The sequence below is a fragment of the Paenibacillus sp. JT22N12 genome, from assembly GCF_056269365.1.
On record NZ_JBWDNU010000002.1, the window covers coordinates 1,213,318 to 1,234,899 of the forward strand.

At 52.4% G+C, this 21,582-nt stretch carries 23 protein-coding genes and 1 riboswitch; of the genes, 16 read left to right on the forward strand and 7 right to left on the reverse strand.

The window, feature by feature from the left end; genetic code table 11:
* Nucleotides 1–34: 34 nt before the first annotated feature.
* Entirely contained in the window at nt 35–445 is a 411-nt protein-coding gene (locus AC0YOA_RS10915) for a hypothetical protein (RefSeq protein WP_475786556.1), read from the reverse strand.
* Nucleotides 446–671: 226 nt separating this feature from the next.
* Nucleotides 672–783, forward strand: a riboswitch (TPP riboswitch).
* Between the two features lie 182 nt (nt 784–965).
* Between AC0YOA_RS10915 and AC0YOA_RS10920 the strand changes: the two genes are divergently transcribed.
* The 6 genes from AC0YOA_RS10920 to AC0YOA_RS10945 all read left to right on the forward strand — a co-directional run bounded on the left by AC0YOA_RS10920 (nt 966) and on the right by AC0YOA_RS10945 (nt 5,217).
* Entirely contained in the window at nt 966–2,036 is a 1,071-nt protein-coding gene (locus AC0YOA_RS10920) for an ABC transporter substrate-binding protein (protein WP_475786652.1), read from the forward strand.
* Nucleotides 2,037–2,086: 50 nt separating this feature from the next.
* Nucleotides 2,087–2,389 carry a thiamine-binding protein gene (locus tag AC0YOA_RS10925; RefSeq protein ID WP_475786557.1) on the forward strand — a complete coding sequence of 101 codons (303 nt, stop codon included), beginning with the start codon at nt 2,087–2,089 and terminating at the stop codon, nt 2,387–2,389.
* Nucleotides 2,379–3,149, forward strand: coding sequence for an ABC transporter permease (locus AC0YOA_RS10930; RefSeq protein WP_210041307.1), 771 nt, complete (start codon nt 2,379–2,381; stop codon nt 3,147–3,149). Before AC0YOA_RS10925 ends, AC0YOA_RS10930 begins: the two co-directional genes overlap by 11 nt.
* Nucleotides 3,150–3,158: 9 nt before the next feature.
* Nucleotides 3,159–3,962 carry an ABC transporter ATP-binding protein gene (locus AC0YOA_RS10935; protein ID WP_475786558.1) on the forward strand — a complete coding sequence of 268 codons (804 nt, stop codon included), beginning with the start codon at nt 3,159–3,161 and terminating at the stop codon, nt 3,960–3,962.
* Nucleotides 3,959–4,774, forward strand: coding sequence for a TatD family hydrolase (locus AC0YOA_RS10940; RefSeq protein ID WP_475786559.1), 816 nt, complete (start codon nt 3,959–3,961; stop codon nt 4,772–4,774). The genes AC0YOA_RS10935 and AC0YOA_RS10940 overlap by 4 nt, the downstream gene beginning before the upstream one ends.
* A 113-nt stretch (nt 4,775–4,887) precedes the next feature.
* Entirely contained in the window at nt 4,888–5,217 is a 330-nt protein-coding gene (locus AC0YOA_RS10945) for a WGxxGxxG family protein (protein WP_475786653.1), read from the forward strand.
* Nucleotides 5,218–5,325: 108 nt separating this feature from the next.
* Here AC0YOA_RS10945 and AC0YOA_RS10950 read toward each other — a convergent pair whose 3' ends face one another.
* Nucleotides 5,326–6,672, reverse strand: coding sequence for a hypothetical protein (locus tag AC0YOA_RS10950; RefSeq protein WP_475786654.1), 1,347 nt, complete (start codon nt 6,670–6,672; stop codon nt 5,326–5,328).
* A 383-nt stretch (nt 6,673–7,055) separates the two neighbouring features.
* Complete coding sequence (locus AC0YOA_RS10955; RefSeq protein WP_475786560.1) at nt 7,056–8,357, reverse strand: sensor histidine kinase; 1,302 nt, start codon at nt 8,355–8,357, stop codon at nt 7,056–7,058.
* Nucleotides 8,358–8,694: 337 nt separating this feature from the next.
* Between AC0YOA_RS10955 and AC0YOA_RS10960 the strand changes: the two genes are divergently transcribed.
* Complete coding sequence (locus tag AC0YOA_RS10960) at nt 8,695–9,030, forward strand: hypothetical protein (RefSeq protein WP_475786658.1); 336 nt, start codon at nt 8,695–8,697, stop codon at nt 9,028–9,030.
* Nucleotides 8,919–9,389, forward strand: a complete 471-nt coding sequence (locus AC0YOA_RS10965; protein WP_475786655.1) for a glucosaminidase domain-containing protein — start codon at nt 8,919–8,921, stop codon at nt 9,387–9,389. The genes AC0YOA_RS10960 and AC0YOA_RS10965 overlap by 112 nt, the downstream gene beginning before the upstream one ends.
* Before the next feature lie 216 nt (nt 9,390–9,605).
* On the opposite strand, the gene AC0YOA_RS10970 is transcribed toward AC0YOA_RS10965, so the two are convergent.
* Complete coding sequence (locus AC0YOA_RS10970; RefSeq protein WP_475786561.1) at nt 9,606–10,463, reverse strand: hypothetical protein; 858 nt, start codon at nt 10,461–10,463, stop codon at nt 9,606–9,608.
* Between the two features lie 296 nt (nt 10,464–10,759).
* Between AC0YOA_RS10970 and AC0YOA_RS10975 the strand changes: the two genes are divergently transcribed.
* The 6 genes from AC0YOA_RS10975 (at nt 10,760) to AC0YOA_RS11000 (ending at nt 16,783) form a co-directional block, all read left to right on the forward strand.
* Nucleotides 10,760–11,476, forward strand: coding sequence for a TrkA C-terminal domain-containing protein (locus tag AC0YOA_RS10975; protein ID WP_475786562.1), 717 nt, complete (start codon nt 10,760–10,762; stop codon nt 11,474–11,476).
* A gap of 169 nt (nt 11,477–11,645) precedes the next feature.
* Entirely contained in the window at nt 11,646–12,890 is a 1,245-nt protein-coding gene (locus tag AC0YOA_RS10980; RefSeq protein WP_475786563.1) for an ArgE/DapE family deacylase, read from the forward strand.
* A 35-nt stretch (nt 12,891–12,925) separates the two neighbouring features.
* Nucleotides 12,926–13,882, forward strand: coding sequence for a D-2-hydroxyacid dehydrogenase (locus tag AC0YOA_RS10985; protein ID WP_475786564.1), 957 nt, complete (start codon nt 12,926–12,928; stop codon nt 13,880–13,882).
* Nucleotides 13,883–14,366: 484 nt separating this feature from the next.
* Entirely contained in the window at nt 14,367–14,735 is a 369-nt protein-coding gene (locus AC0YOA_RS10990) for a CidA/LrgA family protein (RefSeq protein WP_475786565.1), read from the forward strand.
* Nucleotides 14,713–15,405, forward strand: a complete 693-nt coding sequence (locus tag AC0YOA_RS10995; RefSeq protein WP_475786566.1) for an LrgB family protein — start codon at nt 14,713–14,715, stop codon at nt 15,403–15,405. The genes AC0YOA_RS10990 and AC0YOA_RS10995 overlap by 23 nt, the downstream gene beginning before the upstream one ends.
* 109 nt (nt 15,406–15,514) lie before the next feature.
* The gene (locus AC0YOA_RS11000) at nt 15,515–16,783 is read left to right on the forward strand and encodes a peptidyl-prolyl cis-trans isomerase (protein ID WP_475786567.1); all 1,269 of its coding nucleotides are present in this window, start codon (nt 15,515–15,517) and stop codon (nt 16,781–16,783) included.
* 87 nt (nt 16,784–16,870) lie between these two features.
* Here AC0YOA_RS11000 and rocF read toward each other — a convergent pair whose 3' ends face one another.
* Together rocF and AC0YOA_RS11010 are read right to left on the reverse strand one after the other, a co-directional pair.
* The gene (rocF, locus tag AC0YOA_RS11005) at nt 16,871–17,773 is read right to left on the reverse strand and encodes an arginase (protein WP_475786568.1); all 903 of its coding nucleotides are present in this window, start codon (nt 17,771–17,773) and stop codon (nt 16,871–16,873) included.
* A gap of 32 nt (nt 17,774–17,805) precedes the next feature.
* Nucleotides 17,806–18,738 (reverse strand): proline dehydrogenase family protein, encoded by a 933-nt coding sequence (locus tag AC0YOA_RS11010; protein WP_475767796.1) that lies wholly within the window; start codon nt 18,736–18,738, stop codon nt 17,806–17,808.
* A 424-nt stretch (nt 18,739–19,162) separates the two neighbouring features.
* Between AC0YOA_RS11010 and rsmD the strand changes: the two genes are divergently transcribed.
* Nucleotides 19,163–19,747 carry a 16S rRNA (guanine(966)-N(2))-methyltransferase RsmD gene (gene rsmD, locus AC0YOA_RS11015; RefSeq protein WP_475786569.1) on the forward strand — a complete coding sequence of 195 codons (585 nt, stop codon included), beginning with the start codon at nt 19,163–19,165 and terminating at the stop codon, nt 19,745–19,747.
* A 3-nt stretch (nt 19,748–19,750) separates the two neighbouring features.
* Entirely contained in the window at nt 19,751–20,329 is a 579-nt protein-coding gene (coaD, locus tag AC0YOA_RS11020) for a pantetheine-phosphate adenylyltransferase (protein WP_210041277.1), read from the forward strand.
* Between the two features lie 44 nt (nt 20,330–20,373).
* On the opposite strand, the gene AC0YOA_RS11025 is transcribed toward coaD, so the two are convergent.
* Nucleotides 20,374–21,558 (reverse strand): nucleoside recognition domain-containing protein, encoded by a 1,185-nt coding sequence (locus AC0YOA_RS11025; RefSeq protein ID WP_475786570.1) that lies wholly within the window; start codon nt 21,556–21,558, stop codon nt 20,374–20,376.
* Nucleotides 21,559–21,582: the final 24 nt, after the last annotated feature.

Genomic DNA, 21,582 nt, shown 5'->3' on the forward strand with positions numbered 1-21,582 from the left:
TACACGGTCTAGGCCGTATAGCTTCTTTGAAGAATTAGACCGTGGATGAGGCAAGTCCCCAGAATACTTCGGGGCCGATCCGTGATACACCAACGGCGAGACTGTTTATAAATGCTGAGTAAGTCGTTTGTGCAGCAGCGGGTGCCAATAGGTCTTGTACGGTAAAGCTGCGTGTATTAGCGCCTGCAATACCGGCTGTGAAGATGGCGGAATAAATAATGGTATCTGTAATCAAGGTTCCGCGAACAACCTGGACAGCAACGGTCGAGCCTGGAGCAGTAGCGCTAAATCCGATTGTTCCTGTCAGATCCACAATCGGGTTCGCGACGCTGCGGGTTTGCAGACCAACAACACCGAACAATACCGGAGCTGCTGTAAGCGCAACGTTGATGGAGCCGGAAGCATTTGCATTCATCGAGCTGCGTTGATCAAGAAAAGTTCCCATGCTGATTTCCCCCTTTCCTCGTAGATCTTACATGCTATTCCAAGTTCTCCGTAATGGAGTAGGCCAAGAATGGCCTCTATTTGCGGATTTTATGAGACTCATAGGCAAACGATTGTAAAATCACCCCAGGTCCCCGTATATTTAACGGATCAAGCATCCTGTTATATGTCAACTTTCAGGTGGTATTTTGCACATTGTTTGCTATAATAGGAGGTGCGACATAACTGAATATGACATGGGGAGCTGGAGTAGGCCGGCTGAGAGGGGATACCGATACAATCCCGACCCTTTGACCTGATCTGGATAATGCCAGCGTAGGAATTGCATTGTAGCCAGCCCGTTTTCATGGTTTTAAGTGAAAGCAGGAGGGCGGATTTTACAAAGCCGTTTACAAGCGTCTTCCATCGGGAGGGCGCTTTTTCTTATGGACAAATCGGGGTTATGGGAAGATGTTGTCGCTTATCTTGAACGATATTGGGGAGGAGCAGCGAAGATCATGGCAGTAAATAAACGGTTCACAATGGCAAAATGGGGAATAGCGGTGCTTGTACTGCTGCTCACGCTTGCGGGCTGCGGAGCCAAAGAGAATAATACGGGTCAGGCAGACAACGCGGCGGGTACAAACAGCAGCGGTGCGGATGCGGACGGAGCCAGCCAGGAAACCGGCAACACGGATGCCGGACAGAGTGCTGCCTTAACGAAGGTGAAGGTCGTGCTGGACTGGACGCCGAATACGAATCATACAGGGCTTTATGTAGCCCGGGACAACGGTTTTTTCAAAAACCATGGACTTGATGTGGAAATCATCCAACCCGGCGAAGCCGGTGCCGACACGATGGTGGCCACGGGCGCGGCGGATTTCGGAGTAGGTTATCAGGAAGGGATTACACAAGCGCGGATTCAGGGTGTGCCGCTGGTTTCCATAGCCGCCGTCATTCAGCACAACACCTCGGGCTTCGCTTCGCCTGCGGACAAGAATATCAAGACGCCGACCGATTTTGAGGGTAAAACCTATGGCGGCTGGGGCTCTCCGGCCGAGGAGGCCGTCATCGATTCCTTGATGCAGGAGCAGAAGGCGGATGCGGGCAAAGTGAAAATCGTGAACATCGGCGATGCTGATTTCTTTACGGCTGTGAAGAAAAACATTGATTTTGCCTGGATCTATTATGCCTGGACCGGCGTGGAGGCCGAGCTTCGCGGGGATAAAATCAACATGATTTACTTGACCGATTACAGCGACAAGCTGGACTATTATACGCCTGTGCTGGAAACGAACGAGAAGATGATTGCCGAGCGCAGCGACATTGTAAAAGCATTCGTGGCCGGAGCATCCGAAGGATATATCTTTGCGATCGATCATCCAGAGGATGCGGCGGAAATCCTGATCAAGGCGGAGCCGGATCTGAACGCCGATCTGGTCCGGGCCAGCCAGAAATGGCTCAGCCCGCGCTATCAGGATGATGCATCCCGCTGGGGAGAGCAAAATCCGGAAGTATGGACGAATTATGCCGACTGGATGTTTGAGCATAAGCTGCTGGATAAAAAACTCGAGGCGGATAAAGCCTTCACAAACGAATTTTTGCCTGAATAGCCGATAAAGGCCGGAGGGAACTCAAAATAGGAAAAGGGGAAGAAAACGACATGGCGAACGCCTTATTAAGCATTCAAATACTGCCGCATACACCTGGAGGGGAAAGCGTCATTCCGTATGTGGACCGTGCCATCGAGATTATTAAAGCATCCGGCGTGCCTTACCGCGTGGCGCCGCTTGAAACGACGATGGAAGGGGAATTGAATCATCTGCTGTCTATCGTCGAGGAGATGAATGATGCGATGACCGTGATGGGATGCCCATCCGTAATCTCACAAATCAAAGTGTACTATAATCCCGAAAGCGGCGCGTCCATGGGCAGGCTGCTGGAGAAATATCCAGATGGTCAGTAAGCTTCGCAAATATGGGCCTCCTGTAATTGTGTTGGCTGTTTTTATTGTGTTGTGGCAGGCGGCGGTGGCTGTTTTTGATATCGAACCCTACATTCTCCCGTCTCCGCTTGCGATTGCATCCAACACAGTCTCGGAGGCGCCGCGTCTGTTTCATCATACGCTGTCAACGCTGGGTGTGACTCTGCTCGGCTTTACGGCAGGAACGGCGGCGGGCTTTGTGCTCGCCGCTTTGCTGCATCTTATACCGGGAGCCAAAGCCGGTTTCTACCCGCTGCTGGTCCTGACCCAGAATGTGCCCGTTATCGCACTGGGATCGCTGCTGGTGGTCTGGTTTGGCTTTGGCATACTCCCCAGGCTCATACTGATTATGCTCGTCTGTTTCTTTCCCGTTGTTGTAGCCATGCTTACGGGACTTACGCAAAGCGATCCCAAGCTGGTCGACTATATGAAGATGATCGGTGCGTCCAAGAGCCAGCTGTTCTGGCGCCTGGAGCTTCCCAACGCCGTATCCTATCTGTTTTCGGGCCTGAAAATCGCCGCTTCCTACAGCGTGATCAGTGCAATCTACGCCGAATCGATTGGCGGAAGCGAGGGATTGGGCAACTTTATGCTGGTGTCCCAACGGGGCTGGCAGACGGCTAATGTATTTTCCGCTATCGCGATCATTGTCGTTCTGAGTCTCATTCTGTTTGGAATTATCAGTTTGGCTGAGCAAATACTGGTGCGCGGAGGCAGGCGCAAACCCGAGAAAGGAGCGTGACATTGCCTAATGACACAGAATGCGCTTGAGCTGAAGGCTGTATCCAAGCGTTTTAATGAAGGAAACTCTTCCAAGCTTGTATTGTCCGATGTGACCTTTCATGTGAAGGAAGGTGAATTCGTCTCGTTAATTGGACCATCCGGCAGCGGGAAAACGACTCTCTTCCAAATTATTGGCGGACTTGAGCGGCCTTCTTCAGGTGAGATCCGGATTGACGGCCGAATCAGTCTCGGCGAGCGGGGCAGAATCGCTTATATGCCGCAGCAGGCTGCATTGCTGCCTTGGCTGACCGTAACGGGCAATATTGAGCTTGCTTTATCCATAGCGGGCCTCCCCCGCAGAGAAGGACGGACCCTGGCAAAGGAATGGCTGGAACGCGTCGGTCTAAGCGGACTGGCTGACTCTTATCCTCATGTCCTCTCCGGAGGCATGCAGCAGCGCGTTTCCTTCCTGCGTGCTTTGCTTTCCCCTCAGCCCCTGATGTGTCTGGATGAGCCTTTCGGTGCTCTCGATGCGCTGACCAGACTGCATATGCAAACCTGGCTGCTGTCCCTGTGGGAGGAACACCGCCGGTCTGTCCTGTTTGTCACTCACAGTATTGAAGAGGCGCTTCTGCTCTCGGACCGCATCATAGTGCTGTCAGCTTCTCCGGCTGTCGTTCTCCGGGAAATTGCCGTTCCTTTCCCGCGCCCGCGCAGCGGGGAGCAGCTGTGGAATGAACCGGTATTCAATGCCTTGAAGCTGGAAATTTATGAGCTTCTCAAGCCGGATGGAACGTTTGAGAGCAAGCGCAAGGAGGAGGCTATGCATTGAAAGGGAATACCGGCTTGAACGAAGGCTTGTATATCGATGCGCATTTGCATGTGGATTTATATGCGCCGGAGGAACGGGAGAGTCTGCTGAATGGGGCTTTCCACAACGGAATTGCCGCAGTCGTTGCCGTATCCATGCATCTGGATTCCTGCAAAATAAACCGGGAAATTGCCGCAAGGCATCCGGGAAGAGTGATTCCGGCTTATGGCATTCATCCCGAGCAGCATCTTCCTGGCGAGGGCCAGCTGCAGGAGCTTGTACAATGGATCAGGGAGCGCCATCAGGCCGAAGAGGTTTTTGCAATCGGAGAGGTTGGGCTGCCTTATTATTCGCGTATGGAAGCCCGTGAAGCGGGAGTGGACTTTGATGAGAGTCCTTATCTGCTGGCGCTTGATCAATTTGCCGCTCTGGCTGCCGAACTTGATCGTCCGGTCGTTCTGCACGCGGTCTACGAGGATGGAGACAAAGCCTGCGATATTCTGGAGAAGCACGGCGTCCGGCGTGCGCATTTCCATTGGTTCAAAGGCTCCGAAGCCACTTTGGAGCGGATGCGTGCAGCCGGTTACTTTTTGTCGGTAACACCGGATGTGCTTTATGAAGAAGAAATCCGGCAGATGGTGAGTGCTTATCCCATTGAACTGATGATGACGGAAACGGACGGTCCCTGGCCGTTCGAAGGTCCTTTCGCCGGACAAATCACCAAGCCGGCCATGGTACGGGACGTGGCTAAGGCAATCGCATCTCTGAAAAATTTACCTGCCGGTGAGGCAGCTTCCATATTGCTTCATAATGCACGGGATTTCTATAGCTAATCCAACGGAGCGGATAAGTTTGGATTAAATTTTTGCATAAAAGCATCGCCAAGAGGAGAAAACAAGAGGGAACACAATCATGTACCCCAAATGGAGGTCTTCTCTTGAAAAAGATGATCGCAAGCCTGTTCGTATGTGCGGTTCTTTCTGTTATGCTGCTGGTGCCAGCTTTTGCTGCTCATGACATGAACCGCTCCAATATGAACAACAGCACAACGTATCCCGGTACAAACCTGGGGACGGACAATGGAATGGTTGACAGAACCAGCAATACCGCAGGTGTTGGCACAAACCCTAGAATGAATACGTATGGGACAACTACAGCCAACAACATAAGAGCCAATGCAGCTGATGACAACAATGATATGGACTGGGGCTGGCTTGGTTTGCTTGGACTTCTCGGTTTGGTAGGCTTACGCGGCCGCAGCAAAGAGCGGACATAAGCTTTACCTTTGCCAAAGACGGATAAACCCGATAAAGGGGCAGATTTTGCTTCTTTATCGGGTTTATTGCGTTTTATAACGGCCCACCGTTCATAACAAGCGCCAACCTCAAATGATAAACATCGCGACGAGCGTCGTCACAGCAAGGCCGAGCAGCACCGGCTTCAAATTGCGGCGGGCCAGCTCGAAGGGATCAACTCCGCAGATGGCGGCTGCCGGAATAAGCGCCCAGGGGATAAGGGTCCCGCCGCCGACCCAGATCGCGGCAACCTGACCGAGAGCCGTCAACGTGGCCGCTCCGGTTCCGATTGCAGATGCGAATAATTGGGCGATTGAACCAGCCAGTGATAGTCCGGAGAAGCCGGAGCCGTCCAGCCCCGTAATCGCGCCGGTCACGGTAAGCGTTACGGCACCAATGGCCTGATTAAGCGGCACATGGTTGGCCAGCGCGACGCCGAGATCATTTACGATGCCGTGAGAGCCCTCCGGCAGCACATTGCCGAACATTTCCGTGAAAGCGGCGTCTCCCAGATAGAAGAATGCCGCTATCGGAATGACTGGCCCGAACACCTTGAAGCCGAATTGGAAACCTTCGATCAAATAAGAGGTGGTTTCCTCCAGACCCCGGTTCCGGTGAGCCAGCATCGTGACCCCGATGAGGATCAATACGGCAGTGCCGCCTACGAGAGCCGTGGCGTCCCCGCCCTGCAGATTCAGAATGAACATGGCAGCCACGTCGATGGCAAAAAGCACGGGAATCAGCACGGCGAGCAGCTGCTTTTGTTTGTGGGGCAGGCTGATGCGCCCTTCGCTTTGGTTCGCCGTGTGCCCGCTGATTGTCCCTGATACAAGGCCGTCTCTCCACGTTCCCTTCTTCATATCCCGCCTCATCATCCAGAATGCCGCTACCGTTGTGACGAGACCCATGACGATTACAAGGGGAATGCTCGCCTCCATTACTTCCGAGACCGGCAGCCCGGCTGCATCGGCAGTCAGTTTCGGAGCGCCTTGAATGATATAATCTCCGGAAAGCGCAATCCCATGCCCGAACAGGTTCATGGCCATGGCCGCGCCGAGCGCCGGCAGCCCCACTCTTACGGCAACCGGCAGCAGAACAGCGCCGATAAGCGCAACGCCGGGAGAAGGCCAGAAAAACCAGGACGTAAACATCATAATCAAACCGATGCCCCAATAGGCGAGGGCAGGCGTCCTTAAGAACCGCGTAAGCGGAGCTACCATAACCTCATTGACGCCGGTTTTGATCAAGATGCGGCTCATGGCGACGATGATGGAAATAATAAAGATCGTGCCGATCAGCTCTTTTGTTGCATAGATAAAGCTGTTGAAAATACCGCTGACTGATCCGCTGAGGCTTTCTGTTGCCAACAGACCAAGCGCCAAAATACCAACCACACAAATTAAAGTCGTATCCCGCCTTTTGATGAGCAGAGCCATTATGAAGACGATAAAGGCGAGATAAACCCAATGCAGCGGGACAAGCTGAAATTCCACCTGGAATCACCCTCTCTTGCCTGTAAAAAGTCATACATTGTATGCAGCTTGTGCCATAGGCGTTCGCTGAATATGATGCGGCAAGTTTTTATGGTGATGCAAGGTGGCTTTCCAAAGACAAGCTGAACTCGACACTTTACAGCATATCTCAACATTTGGGGGAGTTCTGACTTGGAAATCTCATATAAATTGACAATCAGGGAACAAAAAAAGTGGCCCGCAGCTTTCGCGGGCCAAATGAAACTATATCAATGGGGGGTCATGTAACAATATTAACCGCGCCAAATGACATTGAATCACATCGTTATCCTTCATTTTTCATTTATTTATGCCCGGCGTGTCTTCGGCAAATGAATGGAAAAGGTAGCTCCTGTCTGCTGACTTGACACATCGATGCTTCCGCCATGCTTTTGCATGATCAGGTAGCAGTAAGTCAGGCACAGCCCAAAATTATCCTCATGCTGCTTGGTGGAAAAAAACGGCTCGAAAAGCTGCGCGCGGGTCTCCTTGTCAATTCCCCTGCCATTATTGGAGAAATCAACCAGGAAGTCTTTCTTGCTCTCATGTATTTTTATTGCCAGCATGCCATTGTCCATTTCCACCGCTTCAACCGCATTGCGGATCAGATTGGCGAATACTTCCTGAAGGTGGAGCTTGTCGCAAATCAAATTGCAGGGCAAAGAATAGTCCGTCAGGACGGAAATCCTTTTATGCTCAAGCAAATAGCGATTGGATAGCAGCGCCTGGGCGACAATGTCGGACAAGCTTGCGGGTCCTTCGACAATTTCGATATCTTCTATATGTTTCTTGATCCTTTTCACCATATGCATCATCTGTCTCGTCTCCGCTTGAATAACCGCAATATCCTCGTCCGCTTGCTCATGCAGCCGGTTCTGTACATGCTCCTTCATACGGCCTGTCAGCATATCAATGTTTGTGATGTGATTTTTCATGGCATGGTTAAGCAGGGCCGCCCCCGATGCAATTCCCTTTATCGTCTGATCGTGAAGCTGCTTTTCAAATTTGATTCTTACGCCAAGCACCCCGAACCGGATCGCAGACACAATAAATACGGCAAAAGCGATGACGACGAACAAACTGATGTACCGGTAGCTGCCAAACGTATGTACAGCTCTTTCGAAGTGATTCACCACAACAATCATAATGACGGGAGGAACAATAAAACAGACGGTTATGAGTCGGTTTCTTCTTTTAAGCGGGTTCTTTTCTTTCAGATAAGCATAGATAACGAGAAAACATCCGGCCAGATAATAGGGAACCGCCCAGAAGAGCAGTAGGAGAAAATCCATCCGGATATCGGGCTTCATTGGCGTAATAAGGAGCGTCAGGATAATCGGCAGCGCAAGCGCGCAGGCGAATATGTTTTTGACCCGGGGAATCGCGGTTTCGGAATAAACGATCGAGAACATGATGAAGCCGTAAGGGGTGCAGGCCTGGAGGATGAAGAAGAAGAAACTGTGCCATACAGGGGCCTGAGCGACATCCGAAAAACTGCCCAGCCCAGCGAAAAATAGAAATAATACCGCCCATTTGGTCGCTTCGTGTTTGCGGCCGTAGAAATAAATCATGGCGGCGAGTAAAAGATCAATAATGGCTGAATAGATCATATTATATTTTCCTACCCGTCAATCCACCCTAAGCGGCGGGTTTTCCTTCATGGTAGCATGATTTCCCGAAAATTCCCATTAAAATTCCATAGATCGTGGCTTCAGCCATCTGCCGATCAGCACATATTCCGGATGAAATAAATACTCACTTTTTTGAGTACAGACTTGAGTATGGCGGACGGGTAGAATGAAACTCGCAAGTTTCGATTGACAGACTTGTACACTCCGGGAAATGAAATGTACATGATGTCCACACATGCCGCGATTAAAGAGGGTGCGTTTGCATACGATACAGTATGACAAGCGTGACAAGCTTATCGCAAGGAGAGAATTCACGATGAAATATACAAAAGCGGATATCTTCGCACTCCTGGCTCCTGTCGTTCTCCAGGTCAGGCGGGAAGGGTCGCCGCTATTGCCCTCGGTGCGCCTTGCCCAAAGCTGGCTGGAAACGGGAGGAAACCTTAACAGCTGGAACAACCTGGGCGGCTACAAGGTGGGCAGCGGCGCGCCAAACGCTTATTGGACGGGAGAAATGGTAAGCAAAGGAACCTGGGAGATATACGGGGCAAGGCGGTTAATGTCGTCGCTTCCTTCAGAGCTTACGATAGCGTCTACAGCTTTTATAAGGATCAGGATCTGTTGCTTGCCAGAAGCCGCTATGCCCCTGTAAGAGCTGCGGCAACAACAGCCGGGCAGTGCTGGGCTTTCTATATGTGCGGGTATGCGACTGATCCGGACTATGCAGCCAAGCTGATCTCCATTATTAAGTTGAATGGACTGATCCAATACGACGAGACCGGAATTGTGGAGGAGGACGAAGAGATGACCAAGGAAGAAAAAGCCGCCTTTGAAGAATTGAAAGCAAAAGTAACGGAGCTCGCGGGCAGACAATTTATGGATACGATTCCGGAATGGGCCATGGAGGCGGCAGTCGCCGCGAAGAAAGCAGGCATTGTCGATACTACAGCAGGCGGCTCCTACGATTTCTACCGGGTGCTGACGATATTGCACCGCAAAGGCTTGATCTGATCGGGCTGATCGGCCATATATTTACTATGCAAGCCGTACGCAAAACTTCCGCCGGCCTATGTGACCGGCGGGAGTTGTTCCGCTCCTATTCAAAACGCTTTTTGGCATCCTCAAACGCTTTTTTATTATCTGCATTTTCGGAGTCTGTAAAAACAAAAGTCATTTTACCATCTGTAATCAACAGGATGATTTCTTTATCCTTTTTATCCTTGGATATTACAGTGTGAGCGATTTATTTTGCTTTTTGCTTCCTTTTAGCGAATATTTCGCCAGCAGAATAAAAATGACGTACGTTACAATGCGAACAATAGTCAGTAATAAAAAGTTCCATCCATTTACGAAAATCAGAACGTTCATGCTGACGAGGATAAAGTCGCTCAATAAAATGAAAGCAGCGGGAGCGGCTTTCCAGACAGGTTTTTGATGGATACATAAAAAAAACACAAAAATAACAGCCATACACGAATGATAAATATAGCAAAACATAAAATCATCCCGGTATTTATTTTCAACCCAGCCGGGGACGAAATATAATTTCCCCAAAAGCGTCAGCATGGTAACAGGGATGGTAATAACAAACCCGGCAGCTAATGAGAGAGTGGCATTCCGCAGAAGCGCGTGCCGGTTTTCTCTCAGTTTGGCATACCAGACCTTCATCAAGGATAAACAAAGAAAAGCCCCGATGCCCGTGAAATAAGTTTTCCACCAGTTCTGTTCGTATATGCCCAGTTTATTAAAGAATTCTTCTATTAACATAAAAGCGATGGAAAACAAGAAAATCCAGCGGTAACGCAGCGAGAACGCCGCTATCAGGACCGCTGATCCACCCCACACAAACATATTGCTAATCAAATGACCAGCAACGCTATCGGCAAAAGAATCTGCCAATATTCCAGGTTTATAAACGTAAGCCTGAAATATAATGAGTACGAAATATTCACATAAAAAAATAAAAAAGCAGACGGATAAAAAAAATGTGACCAGATCAGCAAAATTCCTTTTCTTGAACCAGGTAAAGATGAGCATCCCGACACCGGTTACAGCAAGGCAAATATACCAGAATAAGTTCATCATAGCCTTCTCTCCAAATGTGCTTGATAATAGGCAAGCCTTTCAAATGTCTCCTTCCGGAAACGAAGATTTACATAAAAAAACCGGGGCTCTCTTTCGAGAGCCCCTTTTCATGGGAGAGGAGAAACCGGACGAAGAGCTTATGGGGAAACGTAAGTCTTCTCCGCGGTTGTCTACGGCATCTCGCGACGCCGATACAGATAGGATTGCCGATTTGTGGGGATTTATACATCTCGCGATTTTTTTCAGACAATTCGGGTAATGGTAATCGAGAGAAACGAGCAAAGGCGGGGATCATCATGGGATTCAAGTTTATCCTGATCTATTTCATCATTATTTTCCTGGTGCTTGAGATTGCGGTTATTCTCTTTCGCAGTACGGGACTCAAGCGTGAAATATCCCGGTTCCAGGTGATCTCCATGATGACGGGGACAGGCTTCACGACCAAAGAGTCTGAGCTCATATTAAGGCATCCGGTTCGGCGGAACATCGGTATGTTTCTTATTTTGTTCGGTGTGTTTTCCCTAGCGGTTATTATCTCGTCCATCAGTGCAATCATGACGGAGAGCTTTCACGTACCCCAGCTTGTCTGGACTGCTGCTGTACTTGGTTTATTATTGCTGATATTGCGTTTTACGCCGGTCCACACCTTTCTGACAAAATGGTTTCATGGTGAGCTCCAGCAAAGCTTCGATCTGAAGGAACTGCCGGTTTCCGAAATCTTTGAGATGGGCGAGAATGATCAATTTATCGATATTCCTCTTTTTGCAAATTCCCGGCATGTTGGCAAAAGCGTTCAGGAGCTGCTGACAGATCAGCATGATATTAATCTTCTTTTTATCAAGCGGGGTAAAGAAACCATTCGTAAAGAGCGTTTATCCACCGAACTGCGCAGCGGGGATCTCATTTATGTTTACGGCAATAAGGCAGACCTGGCAAATTTGTTTAAAGAAGAGCTGGCCGAGAGGGATAAACAGGACCATGATGAGAAAAGAGCGGCCAGCCTGAACGAATAAAATCCATGTTTTGTCCTGCAGCCTGACCCCTGACCCCCCATTTTATGTGCTAAAATAATACTAAATATGATGCAAGCGCTATCGTCAGACTCTTATTATTACAGGTGGATATCACGCCGCATGGGTATCAGGAATATCTCGAGTTTCTTTAATTAGGGGGACTTATTTTATGAATGACGATAAAGCAAAGCTTGCGGCTTGGCTGCAGAATCATGAATCCGGGATGATCGACCTGCTAGGCAAACTTGTATCCACCCCTTCCGACAATCCGCCGGGGAACTGCGCGTCAATCGCTGAGGTGGTTGTCAGGGAGCTGACAGACAGAGGCTTTGAACCGTTTATGGATGTCGTTCCGAAAGAAGAGACGCTGGCAGCTGGTATGGCAGAGGGGAGAAATGTGGTTGCCGATACTCTATTTGGCACCGGTACAGGTCCCGTAATTGCGCTTAACGCACATGGCGATGTGGTGCCGCCCGGAGAAGGCTGGACATATGACCCCTACGGGTCTATTATTGCGGAAGGAAAGCTTTATGGCAGAGGAGCCGCCGTATCCAAGTCCGATATCGCCGTCTATACCTATGCGGTCATGGCGCTGCGTGAGTGCGGGGTAGAGGCAGACGGCAGGCTTTGTCTGGCCATCACCTTCGATGAAGAGACGGGCGGCGAAATTGGTCCGCAGCGGCTGCTTCGCGAAGGATTTATTGCACCGGATTACGCAGTCGTAGCAGGTTTCACTTACTCGGCTGTAACCGCTCACAATGGCTGTCTGCATCTTGAAGTTACGCTCAAGGGAAGGTCAGCTCATGCGGCTATCCCGGATACCGGAGTCGATGCCCTTGAAGCGATGAACAAAGTACTGAGCGCTTTATATGATTACCGCAATCATTTATCCGGCATCCATTCTGCAGTCGAGGGCATTGAATCCCCGACTTTGTCCGTGGGACTTATTCAGGGGGGCATCAACACGAATGTGGTGCCGGACCGCTGTGTTATACGCCTGGACCGGCGCATCATTCCGGAGGAGAATCCCGGGTTGGTCGAGCAGGAGCTGACGTCAGTCATCGGATTGGCCGTTCAGGGCTGCACGGATATCGAACTCCAAATCCGGCGTATTTTGCTTGCACTGCCCTTTAAGGAAGTTGAAGGGACCCGGCCGCTGCTGGAGGCGCTCCGCGCCAACTGGACACAGGTCATGGGAGAAGGGGAACTACCCGTGCAGGGGGTACCGCTTTATGCCGATGCGCGGCATTTCACCGAGGCGGGTATCCCGACGGTCATGTTCGGCGCAGGTCCCCGCACGCTGGAGGAAGCGAACGGTCATCGGGCGGATGAGCATGTCCGGCTCCAGGATATCGCGGCAGCCGCGCGGATTGTCACGTTTACCCTGTATGATTTGCTTCGTCAACAGGGATAGTTTTGCATAAGAATATGATGGAGGGCTAAATTTCAATGAATATTGTTGTTTTGGATGGCTATACCCTGAATCCGGGCGATTTGAGCTGGGAGGAAATATCCAGACTGGGCAAGCTGACGGTATACGACCGCACCACAGAGAAAGAAATTGTCCAGCGCGCACAGGATGCCGAAGTTGTGCTGTCCAACAAAACCCCGTTGTCGGCTGAAACGCTCGCCAGGCTTCCCAGGCTGAAATATATCGGTGTTCTCGCTACCGGCTATAACATCGTTGATACCAAAGCCGCTGCACTGCAGGGGATCACGGTCACCAATGTGCCTGACTACAGCTCGTTCTCGGTCTCGCAGCTGGTTTTTTCCTTGATTCTGGAGTTTTGCCATCAGGTTCAAAAGCATAGCGATGCCGTTCATGGCGGGCGCTGGTCGGCCATTAAAGATTTTACGTTCTCCTTATCCCCGCTTCATGGATTGGTTCATAAAACGATGGGCATTATCGGTTTTGGCCAAATCGGCCAGCAGGTCGCTCAGATCGCAGCAGCCTTCGGCATGCATGTGGTGGTCCATACCCGGACCGCCAAACAGGTTGAGGGCCTTGAGCATGTTCGATTTGTAGAGGAGGACGAGCTGTTCCGCGAGTCTGATTTTATCTCTCTTCATTGCCCGCTAACCGATCAAACGAAGGGGATTGTGAGCAGCCGGACGCTTTGTCTGATGAAACCGACGGCGTTCCTCGTTAATACGGCTCGCGGCGGTCATATCGTGGAACAGGATCTGTTGGATGCTCTGCAGGCAGGCACGATTGCCGGCGCAGGTCTGGATGTATTGTCCGTGGAGCCGCCTCCGGCTGACCATCCGTTAATTGCCGCGCCCAATTGCTTTTTGACCCCGCATATGGGCTGGGCTACCGTTGAATCGAGAAAGAGCCTGATGAGCCTGGCTGCAGGGAATCTGCAATCATTTATGGATGGTGCGGTGAGGAACCAGGTGGGGTGATAGCCCCCTAAATCCCCCGGAGGGGGGCCCCAAGGGCCCCGGCCCTCTGGACACCCGGATGGTGTAACGAGGGAGATGCAGAGACGCTCCTGACAACAGTTGGCGGAATGCCCGTTTACGTCCTGCGGACCCACTTGCCATGCGGCGCACCCGGAAGGGATGGAGTCCCAGGGGGACCGGGATAACGCAGAAGGTGCAGAGACGCACCTGATGGCTATTGGGCGGAATGCCCGTTTACGTCCTGCGGACCCACTTACTATGCGGCGCATCCGGAAGGGATGAAGTCCCAGGGGACCGGGATAACGCAGAAGGTGCAGAGACGCACCTGATGGCTAGTGGCGGAATGCCCGTTTACGTCCTGCGGACCCACTTACCGTGCGGCGCATTCGGAAGGGATGAAGTCCCAGGGGGACCGGGAATAACGTGGGAGCGCAAGGGAATAAACGAGGAAAATAAGGCGAAAATGGATAGTGAGGAGAGTTTGATGCGCGGATTTGTCATTATTATCGGTTTTGACGGTTTAGGGTGGCTGCTGCATTCGATTGCCCGTGTGCCGCTTCCTTCTCATGTGCTGGGGCTGCTGCTGCTGACGGCGGCTTTGTTTTTGAATGTCATTAAATTGGAATGGGTGGAAGCCAGCGCAACGTTGCTGACGCGGCATATGATGCTGTTTTTTGTACCGCTGCTTGCCGGCGTGTCGACCTTCCTGCCCTTGCTTCAGGAATCCTGGCTTGCCGCATTGATCAGCTTGACGGCAGGTACAGCCGTTGTTACGCTTCTGACTGGTCTGGTCACGCAGCTTTTAACGAACAAGCGGAAGGAGATTCCGCATGAACAGCAGCAGTCTTTATAGTGATCCGCTTTTTGGCGTATGTGTCACTGTTGTCGCGTATGCAATCGCGTTGCTTGTCCGGAAACGGGTTCCGCGGCTGCATCCGCTTATCACGGCACCTGTTCTTGTTTATGGATTCCTGCAGCTTGGACGCATTGATTATTCGAATTACAAGGTTGGCGGGGATATGGTCACTTTCTTTCTCGGTCCAGCAACGGTAGCGCTGGCTATTCCGCTTTATAAACAAGCCGTCCGGTTGAAGCCGCTTCTGCCCTCCCTCCTGCTTGGAGCCTTCGTGGGGAGCGCGCTGGGTATTGGCGTGAACGCCCTGTGCGTAATCGCTTTCGGCGGCACCGAGGAGCTGCTGAGATCATCGCTTCCGAAATCAGTTACCGCGGCCGTCTCGGTCGAGCTTTCACGCTGGCTGGGCGGATCGCCGGAATTCACCGCAGCCCTTACCGTGATGACGGGATTGTTCGGCAGTGTGGCCGGCCCTGTGCTGCTCAAGCTCGTTGGCGTACATGACCGTGTAGCCGCCTCTATCGCCATTGGCGCCGCTGCGCACGGCATAGGCTCCGCGAGACTGCTCGCCGATTCCCAGGAGGAGGGCGGTGTGAGCGGGTTTTCCATGGCCGCCTGCGCTGTGTTTACCCCGGTTTTGCTGCTGCCGATTCATTGGTTTCTTTTATAGAAACTGCCGACATTTTATCTTCTCTTAAGGTTTTTTAATTTTTAATCTGGTATATTTGACTGCAGCAGAAACAATAACTGCATCCATTTTCAGAAGGGAGTTTTACGCATTGAACGAGAAAGACAAGGATCTAGATAAAGAGATTGAACTGGAAGAAAAGGAAGCTTCAGCAAGCCCTGAGCTTGACGGAGAAACGGACGTTGATTCCCCCGCCAAGGGAGGCTTTAATCTCGAGAAGGAAACGCCCTCGGACTTGACGGAGGATGATACGGACCGGGACATAGAGTCCGGACTTGCAGATGAGCGTGAAGAGACCGATGGTGCTCAAGACGAGTCGCTCACGCCCGTTCCGGTTGGAGCGGGCCCGTCAGCACCGGAAGCAGGCCGCAGAGGCAACAGCAGCAAGCCCTGGATGTTCATCGCGATCGGACTGGCACTGCTGCTTGTTGTAGCGCTGATCAAGCCGCCTTTTGGCAGCGCAAGCGGCAGTGATGAAGTTGTGGCAACCGTCAATGATGTCAAAATCACGCAGGACAACCTATTTGACAAAATGATCAGTCTGGGCGGCAAGTCGACGCTGGATCAGATGATTCAGGAAGAGCTGGTCAAACAGGAAGCCGATAAAGCGGGCATCACGGCGACAGAAGCCGATATTGACAGCGAGGTCAAGCTTTGGGAGGGACGTTTCCCTACAGCGGACGACTTTAATGCATGGCTGCAGCAGAACGGAATGACAGAAGCGGATTTCCGCAAGGAAATGCCGACTCAGCTTCGTATCCGCAAATTGCTGGAACCGAAGGCAACGGTTACCGACGACCAGATCAAACAGTATTTTGACCAAAACAAAGCATCCTTCGATACGCCGGAGCAGGTCCGCGTCTCCCATATTCTTGTAGCAACCAAAGCGGAAGCGGAAGCGATTCTGAAGGAGCTTCAAGGCGGAGCAGATTTCGCCAAGCTGGCTTCCGAGAAATCGATTGACACGGGCAGCAAGGATAATGGCGGAGATTTGAACTTCTTCCCGCGCGGCGTGATGGACAAGCCGTTCGAGGATGCGGCGTTCGCTCTCAAAACCAAGGACGAGCTTAGTCCGATAGTACAGGGTGCCAACGGCTTCCATATCATCAAGTTCACAGACCGCAAAGCAGCCCACACGGCTACCCTGGATGAGGAAAAAGCGAAAATCAAGGACCAATTGCTTGCGCAGCAGGTTTCTGAGCTTTCCTCTTCATGGCTTCAGGATATCAAGGCTAAAGCTAAAATCACCAATACACTGGAAGAACCGGCAGCAGCCGATGCGCCGGCAGATCCAAATGCACCTCCTGCAGATCCAAATGCACCTCCTGCAGATCCGGCTGCTGAGACTCCAGCGGGCTAAACAGCATTCGGTAAAGGAAACAGCTTCAATACAAAGACCGCTTGCCTTTTGCGATGTTTCATGCGCAGAAGACAAGCGGCCTTTTTTTTACAGGATTTTCTCTCCGAGCAAAGAGCTGATAAGCTCGACGGCAAGCTTGGCCGTTCCATGCGTGCTGTCCAGCAGCGGATTGACCTCAACCACATCGGCGGAGGTTACCACGCCGCAATCATGCAGCATTTCCATGGCAAGATGAGCCTCCCGGTAATTCAAGCCGCCCCTCACAGGGGTACCGGTTCCCGGAGCTTCACCGGGGTCAACGCTGTCGATATCGAAGCTGACATGAACGCCGTCTGCACCGTTGGCGGCGATACGAATCGCCTGCTCCATGATACGGCCCATGCCAAGTTTGTCGATATCATGCATGGTGAAGCAGGTGACTCCGAGCGCCTGGATGAGCTGTTTCTCTCCTTCATCGAGCTGCCTGGCGCCAACGAGCACTACGCGGCTGGGCTCAAGCTTGGGGCTGCTGCCGCAAAGCTGGACAAAACCAGGGTCCCCATACCCAAGGCCGGCAGCAAGACTCATGCCGTGCATATTGCCGGAAGGCGATGTGAGAGGAGTGTTGAGATCAGCATGTGCGTCGATCCAGATAACGCCAAGCTTTTTTTTATGCTGACATAGTCCGGCAATGGTGCCGATGGCAATGCTGTGATCGCCGCCGATCGTCAGCGGGAAGGAGCCGCTGGCAGACAGCCGCGATACCTCGGACGCGACCGCCTTGCTCATGGCGAGAACGCGTCCCCAGTGTTTCATGCGCTCTGAGGTCCGTTCGTCAGCCGCAGGATCAGGCAGATAGGAGTCCTTCAGGATGACATAATCCAGCTTTAGCTGCAGCAGCTTATCCTCAAGGCCCGCGATGAGAACGGCTTGCGGGCCGCCTTCGGCTCCGCGTCGGCTGGCTCCCCAGTCAAAAGGAACAGGGAGGACGGCGATTCGCTGTTGTTTCATTCTTTTGGCCTCCCTGTGCATAATTGGCAGTTTTATTTGCGCAGCACTACGCTCTTCACGACGAACATCACATTAGCGGGCCGTTCGGCCAGACGCCGGACGAAATAGGGATACCAGCTGCGGCCGAACGGAACGTAGCTGCGAACCGTGTAGCCCTCCTTCGCCAGGGACCGCTGAAGCGGATTCCGGATGCCGTAGAGCATCTGGAATTCGAAGCGGCTTCGGGGAATTGCGCGCATGCGCGTGTAGGATTGCACCCACCGGATGATGCTTTGGTCATGGGTGGCAATCGCTGTATAAACGCCGCTGTCCAGGCGCGCTTTGATCAAACGCCGCATATTGTCGTCTACTTCCCGCTTCGTTTCGAAAGCAATGCGGCGGGACTCCTTATAAGCGCCTTTTACGAGCCGCAGATTCATTTTATTTGCCGTCATGGCTTGAACATCACGACCGCTCCGGTACAGATAGGCTTGAATAACGGTGCCGACATTCGAATATCCTTCCTCATGCAGCTTCCGGACGATACCGATTGTGGAATCGGTCCATGGACTGTCCTCCATATCCAGCCGGACGAACAGCCCGAGACTGGCGGCCTCCTTCACAACGGTCCGGATTCCTTCTTCGCATGCGGTCCGGTCCAGCGCCAGGCCGAATTGAGTCGGCTTGAGCGATATATTGCCGTTGATGCCTTCCCGCTCAATTGTCCTGAGCAGCTCCAGGTATCCAAGCTCGCTTGTTTTTGCCTCTTCCAGACTGCTTACGCTCTCCCCCAGAAAGTCCAGCGTAACCGCAATGCCTTCCGCATTCAGCCGTTTAGCCTGAACGATTGCCTCTTCCATGGTCTCGCCTGCGACAAAGCGCCTGGCCCCCAGCTTCATCCCATATCGTTGTGACAGTGCCCGTGCCGCACGGTTGCCGGCAAGACCGAGCAGCGCCGAGCGGAACAATCGGTTTCCGATATCCATCCGAACACACTCCTCACGCCTATAGCCGAAAAACTCCCGCTCGCCGCCTTCGCGCACACAAGCTGTCATTTTTACCGGCCGTCATGCTTATATATAGACCATATGCGTCGATGACATGACAAAAAATGATCGAAGCATAATAAGTTTCCATTAAGCAGACGGATGAGGCTATAGAAAATGATAAAGAATGTTTGAAGGGAATGGTCCATGCTTATAATGAACGTTTACCTTATTTATCATTCAAAAACAGTCTTCCAAGGAACCGACTCCAAGCCGGCGGACCCGATTATTTGCTTCAATTTCTTCAGGCGAGGGTCGTTTCGGGGCGAATGTAGAGCATCCCAAACGCTTTAACAACTGCCGGGAAGTATGTTAAGATAGCAGCAGTCTTAACGAGAGCTTTCGAAAGGGGAAGGGCAAGAAGTTGAGAGTTATTGCAGGTACGGCTAAAGGCCGTGCTTTAAAAGCAGTTCCCGGAATGAATACGCGTCCGACCACCGACAAAGTCAAGGAAGCAATCTTCAGCATGATCGGTCCCTATTTTGAAGGCGGATGGGCGCTTGATCTGTTCGCCGGTACCGGCGGGCTTGGCATCGAGGCGTTGAGCCGGGGGGCGGAGCATGCGGTATTTGTCGATTTGGAGCAGAGCAGCATCGATGTGGTCAAACGGAATGTACAAGCTGCCGGGTTCACGGAGCAGGCCGAAATATACCGCAATGAAAGCTTGCGTGCATTGAAGGCCCTCGCCAAACGTGGGACGGCATTTCGTATCGTTTTTCTGGATCCGCCTTATAAAATCAGGAACATGGATGTCATGATGCAGTCGCTCTCCGGGCTTGGGCTGCTTAGTCCCGGCGCGGTTATTGTCGTCGAGCATGATGCCGGACATACTTATCCGGAAGCGATTGACGGCTTTGAGCAGGCGAAACATTCAACATACGGCGACACGGCAGTTACAATTTATTATTACCGTCATGCAGACGGTTCGACTGTACAAATGGAGGAATAATGCATGCCTTTCTCATCTAATCCCGCAGCCGGTTCAATAGGCGCAGCGCCTTCCATAAATCCGCTCATCCCGGTGGAAGGAACGCTCGCCGGTCAGCGGGTAGCTGTCTATCCAGGCAGCTTCGATCCTGTCACATACGGGCATATGGATATTATCCGCAGAGCCGCCAGGCAATTTGATCATCTGATTGTGGCTGTGCTGAATAATTCCAGCAAGAATCCGCTTTTTACCGTGGAGGAGCGCAAGGTGCTTCTGAAGGAAGTGACCCGGGATCTGCCGAATGTGTCCATTGACAGCTTCCGCGACTTGCTGGTTCATTTCATGCGCTCGCGCAATGCGGACGTGATTGTCCGGGGTATCCGCTCCGTGACGGATTTCGAATACGAGCTTCAGCTGGCATCGACCAACCATCAGCTGGACGGTGAGATCGAAACGATCTTTATGATGACCAACCCCCGGTACTCGTATCTCAGCTCCAGCATTGTCAAGGAAATCGCCAAATTCCATGGCAAAGTGCAGGATCTGGTTCCGCCTGAGGTCGAAAAAGCGCTGGCTGTGAAATATAAAAACAAAGAAACATGACCGCTGCCTGAACGAAAAGGAAATTCGCTGCGCCGCGGCGTTTTTTAGCGCGTCCACTTCCGCGGGGCGCTGACAGAGGCGATTGCGAGCACAAGCACTCCGCCGGCAAACAGAAGCAGGACCAGAGGCATGAACGGCCACAGGCTGAACAAATCTCCGGCTTGTACGGTTTGCGTGAACGGGTGCACGCTGCCGCCCATATGTTCAAGCGTCGTGGTGGAGGCGGGGAAGAATGCGGCGAGAGCACCGGTAACCGGCCGCCATAAGGCGATTGTTGCGGCGAAGGCGAGAGCCGATTGGGCCAGCCGCATCAGAAGGAGCGGCCGGACCGACAGATCGGTTCCTGATACGGAGCTTGCGGCCTGGAGGAGCGAACTGATTCCCCCCCAGCTGAGCACGGCTGCAATCGCTGCCGCATTCCAGGCAAGTCCGCCTGATTGTTCGGAAACCGCGGCCGCATACGCGCCTATATGGCTCTCAATAAGTCCTGGCAAAATATAAGAAGGCAGCTGACTTGGCATAAGCGGTTCAAGCAGCCGGACAAGGACGGCGCAGATCATCATAAACCCGCCGATTGCCATCAGCTTGTACACCGATGTAGTGACGGCGTCGCCCAGTGTTTTGCCGAAGGTGCGGCCATCGGCTTTGCGCGCATCCGCCATTGCGGTCGCAGCCCGGCGAAACAAAGGGCGGGTATCGGTTACGGCGGGAGCGCTCTGATCGCCGGCATTTGTGATTCTGGCATGGACTAGACCGCTGGCCAACCCAACCAGCCATACGATAGCGGCGATTACAATACCCAGCTCCGGCCGGTGCATGAACCCGGCGCCGACGACAAGCAGCATGAACAGGGGGCTTGGCATATGGGAGAGGGCGAGCAGGCGCTGTCCCTCCGTGCGGGAGACCAGACCGCTTCGTCTGAGCGCGGTGGCGGCTTCCGCACCTGACGGGGAGCCGGCCGTCCAGCCCATCGCCATGGCGAAGCCCGCTTCGCCAGGCAGCCTGAACAGCCTTCTCATCAGCGGATTGAGCAGGGTTCCGAGGAAATGGACCCCTCCGAAGGCAAGCATCAACTCAAGCAGCGCCAGGAAAGGCAGCAGGCCCGGGAAAACAATATTCCACCAGATGGTCAGGCCCTGCAGCGAAGCCTGAAAAGCGTCATCGGGACGATATATGATCGCTCCGACCAAAAGAATGGACAGAAAGGCGATCAGCAGCGTTCTTTTCATTGGGACTCACTCCATTACAAGTAT

Bases quoted from the DNA above. Each gene is read 5' to 3' on its own strand.
- AC0YOA_RS10950 (WP_475786654.1), bottom strand. From the start codon at position 6,672: ATGGCTCTGCTCATCAAAAGGCGGGATACGACTTTAATTTGTGTGGTT.
- AC0YOA_RS10925 (WP_475786557.1), top strand. From the start codon at position 2,087: ATGGCGAACGCCTTATTAAGCATTCAAATACTGCCGCATACACCTGGA.
- AC0YOA_RS10945 (WP_475786653.1), top strand. From the start codon at position 4,888: ATGATCGCAAGCCTGTTCGTATGTGCGGTTCTTTCTGTTATGCTGCTG.
- AC0YOA_RS10970 (WP_475786561.1), bottom strand. From the start codon at position 10,463: ATGATGAACTTATTCTGGTATATTTGCCTTGCTGTAACCGGTGTCGGG.
- AC0YOA_RS10995 (WP_475786566.1), top strand. From the start codon at position 14,713: ATGAACAGCAGCAGTCTTTATAGTGATCCGCTTTTTGGCGTATGTGTC.
- AC0YOA_RS11010 (WP_475767796.1), bottom strand. From the start codon at position 18,738: ATGGATATCGGAAACCGATTGTTCCGCTCGGCGCTGCTCGGTCTTGCC.
- AC0YOA_RS10935 (WP_475786558.1), top strand. From the start codon at position 3,159: ATGACACAGAATGCGCTTGAGCTGAAGGCTGTATCCAAGCGTTTTAAT.
- rocF (WP_475786568.1), bottom strand. From the start codon at position 17,773: ATGAAACAACAGCGAATCGCCGTCCTCCCTGTTCCTTTTGACTGGGGA.
- coaD (WP_210041277.1), top strand. From the start codon at position 19,751: ATGCCTTTCTCATCTAATCCCGCAGCCGGTTCAATAGGCGCAGCGCCT.
- AC0YOA_RS10975 (WP_475786562.1), top strand. From the start codon at position 10,760: ATGGGATTCAAGTTTATCCTGATCTATTTCATCATTATTTTCCTGGTG.
- AC0YOA_RS10980 (WP_475786563.1), top strand. From the start codon at position 11,646: ATGAATGACGATAAAGCAAAGCTTGCGGCTTGGCTGCAGAATCATGAA.
- AC0YOA_RS10915 (WP_475786556.1), bottom strand. From the start codon at position 445: ATGGGAACTTTTCTTGATCAACGCAGCTCGATGAATGCAAATGCTTCC.
- AC0YOA_RS10930 (WP_210041307.1), top strand. From the start codon at position 2,379: ATGGTCAGTAAGCTTCGCAAATATGGGCCTCCTGTAATTGTGTTGGCT.
- AC0YOA_RS11025 (WP_475786570.1), bottom strand. From the start codon at position 21,558: ATGAAAAGAACGCTGCTGATCGCCTTTCTGTCCATTCTTTTGGTCGGA.
- AC0YOA_RS10960 (WP_475786658.1), top strand. From the start codon at position 8,695: ATGAAATATACAAAAGCGGATATCTTCGCACTCCTGGCTCCTGTCGTT.
- AC0YOA_RS10990 (WP_475786565.1), top strand. From the start codon at position 14,367: ATGCGCGGATTTGTCATTATTATCGGTTTTGACGGTTTAGGGTGGCTG.
- AC0YOA_RS10985 (WP_475786564.1), top strand. From the start codon at position 12,926: ATGAATATTGTTGTTTTGGATGGCTATACCCTGAATCCGGGCGATTTG.
- AC0YOA_RS10955 (WP_475786560.1), bottom strand. From the start codon at position 8,357: ATGATCTATTCAGCCATTATTGATCTTTTACTCGCCGCCATGATTTAT.
- AC0YOA_RS10920 (WP_475786652.1), top strand. From the start codon at position 966: ATGGCAAAATGGGGAATAGCGGTGCTTGTACTGCTGCTCACGCTTGCG.